General features: G+C 66.3%; 6 protein-coding genes. 4 read left to right on the forward strand and 2 right to left on the reverse strand.

Going from position 1 to position 7295, the window contains the following annotated elements; all coding sequences use genetic code 11:
- The first annotated feature begins 2 nt into the window (after positions 1-2).
- Complete coding sequence (locus AS93_RS0106815) at positions 3-1439, forward strand: TrkH family potassium uptake protein (RefSeq protein WP_027589919.1); 1437 nt, start codon at positions 3-5, stop codon at positions 1437-1439.
- Here the strand turns inward: AS93_RS0106815 and AS93_RS0106820 are convergent.
- Complete coding sequence (locus AS93_RS0106820) at positions 1414-1827, reverse strand: hypothetical protein (protein WP_027589920.1); 414 nt, start codon at positions 1825-1827, stop codon at positions 1414-1416. The two genes, AS93_RS0106815 and AS93_RS0106820, sit on opposite strands and share 26 nt — an antisense overlap.
- 139 nt (positions 1828-1966) lie before the next feature.
- On the opposite strand from AS93_RS0106820, the gene AS93_RS0106825 reads away from it, so the two are divergent.
- The 3 genes from AS93_RS0106825 to AS93_RS0106835 all read left to right on the forward strand — a co-directional run bounded on the left by AS93_RS0106825 (position 1967) and on the right by AS93_RS0106835 (position 6067).
- Positions 1967-3259: a serine/threonine protein kinase gene (locus AS93_RS0106825; protein ID WP_027589921.1), complete on the forward strand. Its 1293-nt coding sequence runs from the start codon at positions 1967-1969 to the stop codon at positions 3257-3259.
- Between the two features lie 58 nt (positions 3260-3317).
- A complete protein-coding gene (locus tag AS93_RS0106830; RefSeq protein ID WP_051587366.1) occupies positions 3318-4052 on the forward strand; it encodes a VacJ family lipoprotein in 735 nt (244 codons plus the stop codon).
- 194 nt (positions 4053-4246) lie between these two features.
- Entirely contained in the window at positions 4247-6067 is a 1821-nt protein-coding gene (locus AS93_RS0106835; protein WP_027589923.1) for an acyl-CoA dehydrogenase C-terminal domain-containing protein, read from the forward strand.
- Here AS93_RS0106835 and dinB read toward each other — a convergent pair.
- On the reverse strand, positions 6064-7113 hold the full coding sequence (gene dinB, locus AS93_RS0106840; RefSeq protein ID WP_027589924.1) for a DNA polymerase IV: 1050 nt from the start codon (positions 7111-7113) through the stop codon (positions 6064-6066). The genes AS93_RS0106835 and dinB overlap by 4 nt on opposite strands.
- Positions 7114-7295 lie beyond the last annotated feature (182 nt).

Consider the following 7295-nt stretch of genomic DNA (forward strand, 5'->3'; position numbering starts at 1 on the left):
CACTGCGCATCATCGGTTTCATTCTCGGGATCTTCCTCATCACCCTGGCCGCGAGCATGCTGCTGCCGTTGTTCGCCCAGCTCTGGTACGGGCGCACCGATGAGCTGGAGGCGTTTCTCTGGTCGAGTCTGATCACTTTCGGCACCGGCCTGGCCCTGGTGCTGCCCGGCCGCCCGGCCGAGGCGCATCTGCGTCCGCGCGACATGTACCTGCTGACCACCGCGAGCTGGCTGGTGGTAGCACTCTTCGCCGCGTTGCCAATGCTGATGATCCGCGACCTGAGCTACACCGACGCCTTCTTCGAGAGCATGTCGGGCATTACCACCACCGGCGGCACGGTTCTCACCGGCCTGGACGATGCCTCGCCCGGCCTGCTGCTGTGGCGCTCGCTGCTGCAATGGCTGGGCGGCATCGGCTTCATCGCCATGGCGGTAGCGATCCTGCCGCTGCTGCGCGTCGGTGGCATGCGCCTGTTCCAGACCGAGTCCTCGGACTGGTCGGAAAAGGTGCTGCCGCGTTCGCACATGGTGGCCAAGTACATCGTCGGGGTGTACCTGCTGTTCACGCTGCTCGGCACGCTGGCTTTCCACCTGGCCGGCATGGGCTGGTTCGATGCCGTGAACCACGCCATGACCTCGGTGGCTACCGCCGGCTTCTCCACCTCGGACGCCTCGCTGGCCGCCTTCCCGCCCGCCTCGCACTGGGTCGCGGTGGTGCTCATGGTTCTCGGCAGTCTGCCCTTCATGCTGTATGTGTCCACCCTGCGCGGCAATTACAAGGCGCTGCTGCGCGATCAGCAGGTTCGCGGCTTTCTCAAGCTGCTGGTCGCCGCCTGCCTGCTGTTCAGCGGCTGGCTGTGGCTGAACTCCGATTACGCCTGGAACGATGCGTTGCGCCTGGCCTCGGTAAACACCGTCTCCATCATCACCACCACCGGTTACGCCCTGGGCGATTACAGCCAGTGGGGCGACTTCGCCATCATGGCGTTCTTCTACCTGACCTTCATCGGCGGCTGCTCCGGCTCCTCCACTGGCGGGCTGAAGATCTTCCGCTTCCAGGTGGCCTTCGCACTGCTGCGCGCCAACATCCAGCAGTTGATCCACCCCCGTGCGGTGATCCAGCAGAAGTACAACGGCCATCCGCTGGACGAGGAAATCGTCCGCTCGATCCTGACCTTCTCATTCTTCTTCACCATCACCATCGGCGTGGTCGCCCTCGGCCTGGCGCTGCTGGGCCTGGACCCGCTGACCGCGCTGACCGGCGCCGCCACCGCGGTGTGCAACGTCGGTCCGGGGTTGGGTCCGATCATCGGCCCGGCCGGCAATTTCGCCAGCCTGCCGGATGCCGCCAAGTGGTTGCTGTCGCTGGGCATGCTGCTGGGGCGTCTGGAAATCATCACCGTGCTGGTGCTGTTCACCCACGCGTTCTGGCGTCACTGAGGCGCTCGTCGCGCACCAGGCGCAGCAGGGCCAGCAGCGTGGCGAAGGACGCCGGCGTGACGGCATACAGCACCAGGCCGCCCAGTGCCGGCACCAGGGCCAGGCCGGCCAGCCAACGACCGGGCACACCCGGCAGGCAGAAGCCGAGCAATGCCGGCGGCAGCGCCAGCCACGCCAGCACGCGCAGGTGGATGGCCCAGCCCAGCCAGCCCCGCGCGCGACAGGCGAGACTGGACGGCGCTTCGGCGCACCAGCCGAGCCAGCGCTCGTCTTCCAGGAAGAAGAAACGCAGTACCCCACAGGCCAGCACCCAGGCCAGCAGGCCCAGCACCAGCCCCCCATAGCGCGCTGACGCTTCACCGACGGCGAACGGCCGTGTCGAACTCATCGTGGGCTCCCCGCAATGTGCCTGGCCCTGAAGAATAGCCAGCACCGACTGGTCTGCCGTGCGGCGCCGCCGGCATACTGCGCACCCAGCGGGCCGTTTCGTTGTCAAAGCCTCGTTCCCCTGCCGCACCGGACTGAACATGCCGCACCTGATTCCGCTCGCCCTCCTGCTCGGCCTGCTTGCTGGCCCCGCACCGGCCGCCGACATTTCCCCCGACGCCTATGGCTTTCCGCTGAGCAACCCGTTCGAGGCCACCATCGCCGGCACGCCGCCGGACCTGCGGCCGGAACTGCCCGGGGATGACGAGATCAGCCAGGGCGACTACAGCCTGCTCTTGCGCCCGGAGCGCGAGTACAAGCTGCCGGCCAACTTCTGGGCGGTGAAGAAGCTGCGCTATCGACTCGCCACCCAGGACGGCCCGGCGCCGCTGATCTTCATCATTGCCGGCACCGGTGCCCACTACGCCAGCGGCAACATGGAACTGCTGAAGAAGGTCTTCTACCAGGGCGGTTTCCATGTGGTGCAGCTGTCCTCGCCGACCAGCTACGACTTCATGGCCGCCGCCTCGCGCTTCGCCACGCCGGGTATTTCCGCCGAGGATGCCGATGACCTCTACCGGGTCATGCAGGCGGTGATGGCCAACCACCCACAGCTTGACGTCACCGGCTACCACCTGACCGGCTACAGCCTCGGCGGCCTGCATGCCGCCTTCGTCAGCCACCTGGACGAACAGCGGCGCCACTTCAACTTCCAGCGAGTGCTGATGATCAACCCGCCGGTCAACCTCTACACCTCGGTGACCAACCTCGACCGCCTGGTGCAGACGCAGGTGGCCGATATTCGTGACGCCGCCTCCTTCTACGAGCGCATGTTCGAGAAGCTCACCCACTACTTCCAGCACAAGGGCAGCCTGGACATGAGCGCGGCGCTGCTGTTCGACTTCCAGCAGTCGCAGCAACGCCTGAGTGACGAGGAGATGGCGATGCTGATCGGCGCCTCGTTTCGTTTCTCGGCCGCCGACATCGTCTTCACCTCGGACCTGATCAACCGGCGCGGGCTGATCACCCCGCCCGGCTACCCGATCGACGAGGGCACCGAGATCACTCCGTTCTTCCGCCGCGCGCTGCTCTGCGACTTCGACTGCTACATGGCCGAGCAACTGGTGCCGATGTGGCGCAAGCGATTCGACGGCGGCAGCCTGCCGCAGCTGGTGAATGCGGTGAGCCTCTATGCCCTGGAGGACTACCTGCGCAACAGCGACAAGGTCGCCGTGATGCACAACGCCGATGACATCATTCTCGGCCCCGGCGATCTGGGTTTCCTGCGCCGCACCTTCGGCTCGCGGCTAACGCTGTACCCGCGCGGCGGCCACTGCGGCAACATGAATTACCGGGTCAACACCCAGGCCATGCTCGACTTCATGCGCCCGTAACGGATCACTGCCCATGCTTCGACAGCGTTTCACCCTGCTGACCCTGCTCATACTGGCCATGCCGATCAGCCAGGCGCAGACCCTCGCCACCGACGAGGACGGCTTCACCCGACCGCTGGAGCGGCTGACCTTCAACCCGGGCCTGGACCAACGCGAGTTCGAGCGCTCCACCCTGCTCGCCCTGGATGTCTACGACCCGCTGGAGCCCTGGAATCGCCGGGTCTATCACTTCAACCAGCGCTTCGACGAGTGGGTCTTCCTGCCGGTGGTCAACACCTACCAGGCGGTGACGCCCCGCTTCGTACGCAGCGGTGTGAGCAACTTCTTCAACAACATCGGCGACGTGGGCAACCTGTTCAACAGCCTGCTGCAGCTGAAGGGCCAGCGTTCCATGGAAATCACCGCGCGCGTGCTGTTCAACAGCACCTTCGGGGTGTTCGGCCTGTGGGACGTCGCCAGCCGAATGGGTCTGCCGCGCCACCGGGAAGATTTTGGCCAGACCCTCGGCGCCTACGGCGTGCCGTCCGGGCCGTACCTGGTGTTGCCGTTCCTCGGCCCCTCCAACCTGCGCGACACCGCCGGCCTGGCGGCCGACTTCTGGGTCGAAGGCGAAATCGACTACCTGGGCGTCAGCGAAGCCGCCAGTTATGGCCATCCGGAAATCTATGGCCTGCGCGTGGTGGACCTGCGCTACCAGACCAGCTTCCGCTACGGCCAGGTCAACTCACCGTTCGAATATGAAAAGGTGCGCTACGTGTACAGCAAGGCACGGGAGCTGCAGATCTCGGAGTGAACGTGGGAGCGAAGTCATTCGCGAGCTTTCCGGTCCGGCGTGCACCTTCGCGGACACGTCCTCTCCCGCCGCAGCCATTCCCGCGATCTCCACCTTCTGACCGATCTGCCACGCACCCGCGCACCGCAAGCCAAGGCATGCCGGACACCACGCTCGTATAACTCGCCGCGTCGTTCCACCCGTCGAGACCGAACATGCCCGCCTACAAAGCTCCGCTGCGTGACATCCGTTTCCTGCTCAACGAAGTGCTGGATTACCCCGCCCACTATGGCGCCCTGGCTGCCGGCGCCGAGGCGACGCCCGATGTGGTCGAGGCGATCCTGGGCGAGTGCGCCCGCCTCTGCGAGGACGTGATCGCCCCGCTCTACCATTCCGGCGACGAAGAAGGCTGCCATTGGGAGAACGGTGAAGTCCGCACGCCCCAGGGATTCAAGGAGGCCTACCAGGCCTTTGTGGAAGGCGGCTGGCAGGGCTTGTCGCACCCGGTCGAGTACGGCGGCCAGGGCCTGCCGATGAGCCTCGGCGCCATCAAGCAGGAGATGCTCGGCACCGCCAACTGGCCGTTCGCCATGTATCCGGGGCTTTCCCTGGGCGCCATGAACACGCTGATGATGCACGGCAGCGATGAACAGAAGGCCACCTACCTGCCGCCGCTCACCGAGGGGCGCTGGGCCGGCACCATGTGCCTCACCGAGCCGCAGTGCGGCACCGACCTCGGCCAGGTGAAGACCCGCGCCGAAGCCAACGCGGACGGCAGCTATGCACTGACCGGCACCAAGATCTTCATCTCCAGCGGCGAGCACGACCTGACCGAGAACATCATCCACATCGTGCTGGCGCGCCTGCCCGACGCGCCCAAGGGCACCCGCGGCATCAGCCTGTTCATCGTGCCCAAGTTCCTGGTCGATGCCGACGGCAGCCTGGGTGCGCGCAACGGCGTCACCTGCGGCGCGCTGGAAAAGAAGATGGGCATCAAGGCCTCGGCGACCTGCGTGATGAACTTCGACGCCGCCACCGGCTACCTGGTCGGCCCGCCCAACCAGGGCCTGGAGTGCATGTTCACCTTCATGAACAGCGCGCGCATTGGCACCGCCATCCAGGGCGTGGCCACCGCAGAGCTGGCCTACCAGGGCGCGCTGGCCTACGCCCGCGAGCGCCGCTCGATGCGCGCGTTGTCCGGCACCAAGGAACCACAGCAGGTGGCCGACGCCCTGCTGCACCACGGCGATGTGCGGCGCATGCTGCTGGTCCAGAAGGCCGTCGCCGAAGGCGGCCGCGCCCTCGTCTACCTGGCCGCACAATATGCCGACCGCATGATCGAAGGCATCTTCGCCGGCGACAGCGCCAAGCAGGCCCACTGGGACGACAAGCTGGGCTTCCTCACCCCGATCCTCAAGGGCTGCCTGACCGAGCTGGGCCTGGAAGCCGCCAACCTGGGCATGCAGGTGTACGGCGGGCACGGCTACATCCGCGAGCACGGCATGGAACAGATCGTCCGCGACGCGCGCATCGCCACGCTCTATGAGGGCACCACCGGGATCCAGGCCCTCGACCTGCTGGGTCGCAAGGTGCTGCTGATGACCCGGGGCAAGGCCGTGCGCCAGTTCACCGGCGACATCGCCGCGTTGGCCTGGACGCTGCTCAAGGAGGAGCCGGGCATGCGCGGCAAGGCGCTGACGCTGCTCAGGCTCTGCGCGCAATGGAACTGGCTGACCCTGCGCATCGCTCTGATCGCCCGCAAGCAGCGCGACCTGGTCGGCACCGCCAGCCACGACTTTCTGATGTACGCCGGCTACGTGACCCTGGCGTATTCCTGGGCCCTGCAGGAGCGCGCCGCCCGCCAGCGCATGCGCGACGGCGGGCAGGAATCGCTGGATTTCTACCAGGCCAAGCTGGCCACCAGCGACTTCTACTTCAGCCGCCTGCTGCCGCGCGCCAAGGCCCATGCCACCGGCATGCTCAGCCCGGCGGAGAAGATCATGGAGCTGCCGGCAGAGCATTTCGCCTTCGACTAGAACAGGCGCAGTTGCTCCTGCACGCCCTGCAGATCCACCAGTCGCACGCCCAGGCCGATCAGCCGCACCGGCTTGTCGCCTCGGGCGAAAGCCTGGCCAAGCAGCAACCGGTAGCTGTCCGGGTCCCAGCCAGCGCCGGCCTGTTCGAGGGTGGTCTGGGTGAAGTCGTGGAACTTGAGCTTCACGAACGGCTTGCCGATCCGGTAGCTCTGGTCCAGGCGCGTCAGCCGGCGCTGCAACTCGTCGTATAGATCGGGCAACTCGGCCAGGCAGGCCGCAAGATTCGGCAGATCCTGATCGAAGGTAGTCTCCACGCTCAGTGACTGGCGACGGCTGTCCACCTGCACCGGGCGTTCGTCGATACCGCGCGCCAGATGCCACAGCCGCTCGCCAAAACTGCCGAACTCGCGCAGTAGCGCCAGCCGGTCCCACTCGCGCAGCTCCCGGCAGGTGCGGATACCCAGGCGGGTCAGGCGCTCGGCGGTCACCTTGCCAACGCCGTGCAGCTTGCCGACCGGCAGCTCGGCCACGAACGCCTCCACCTCGTCCGGAGTAATCACGAACAAGCCGTTGGGCTTGCGCCAGTCGCTGGCGATCTTGGCCAGGAACTTGTTGGGCGCCACCCCGGCGGACACGGTGATGCGTAACTGTTCCCAGACCCGCTGGCGGATTTCGCGAGCGATCAGGGTGCCGCTCCCGCCGTGATGGGTCGCGCTGGACACATCCAGATAGGCCTCATCCAGCGACAACGGCTCGATCCGCTCGGTGTAGTCACGGAAGATGCCGTGAATCTCCCGGGACACTTCCCGGTACGCGTCCATACGCGGGCGCACCACATTGAGGTCCGGGCACAGCTTGAGCGCGGTGCGCATCGGCATTGCCGAATGGATACCCCAGGCACGCGCCTCGTAGTTGCAGGTGGCGACCACGCCGCGCTGCTCCGGCGAACCACCCACCGCCAGCGGCCGCCCAGCCAGGCGCGGATCGTCGCGCATCTCGATGGCGGCGTAGAAGCAATCGCAGTCGATATGGATGATCTTGCGCACGGTATTCAGGGCCGAAAGCGCCGCCAGGTGTGGCGTGGAGCCGGCAGTCTACCACCCCGGTGAACGCGCAAGAGGCTGATGGCAAAAGGCTTTTTCGCAATCAAAGGTTGACAGCCATCCTTCGGCGCGTAGAATGGCCGGCGCGGGATGGAGCAGTCTGGTAGCTCGTCGGGCTCATAACC

The organism is Pseudomonas sp. RL, from assembly GCF_000647775.1.
GTDB lineage: Bacteria > Pseudomonadota > Gammaproteobacteria > Pseudomonadales > Pseudomonadaceae > Serpens > Serpens flexibilis.

Bases quoted from the DNA above. Each gene is read 5' to 3' on its own strand.
- AS93_RS0106825 (WP_027589921.1), top strand. From the start codon at position 1,967: ATGCCGCACCTGATTCCGCTCGCCCTCCTGCTCGGCCTGCTTGCTGGC.
- AS93_RS0106820 (WP_027589920.1), bottom strand. From the start codon at position 1,827: ATGAGTTCGACACGGCCGTTCGCCGTCGGTGAAGCGTCAGCGCGCTAT.
- AS93_RS0106835 (WP_027589923.1), top strand. From the start codon at position 4,247: ATGCCCGCCTACAAAGCTCCGCTGCGTGACATCCGTTTCCTGCTCAAC.
- AS93_RS0106830 (WP_051587366.1), top strand. From the start codon at position 3,318: ATGCCGATCAGCCAGGCGCAGACCCTCGCCACCGACGAGGACGGCTTC.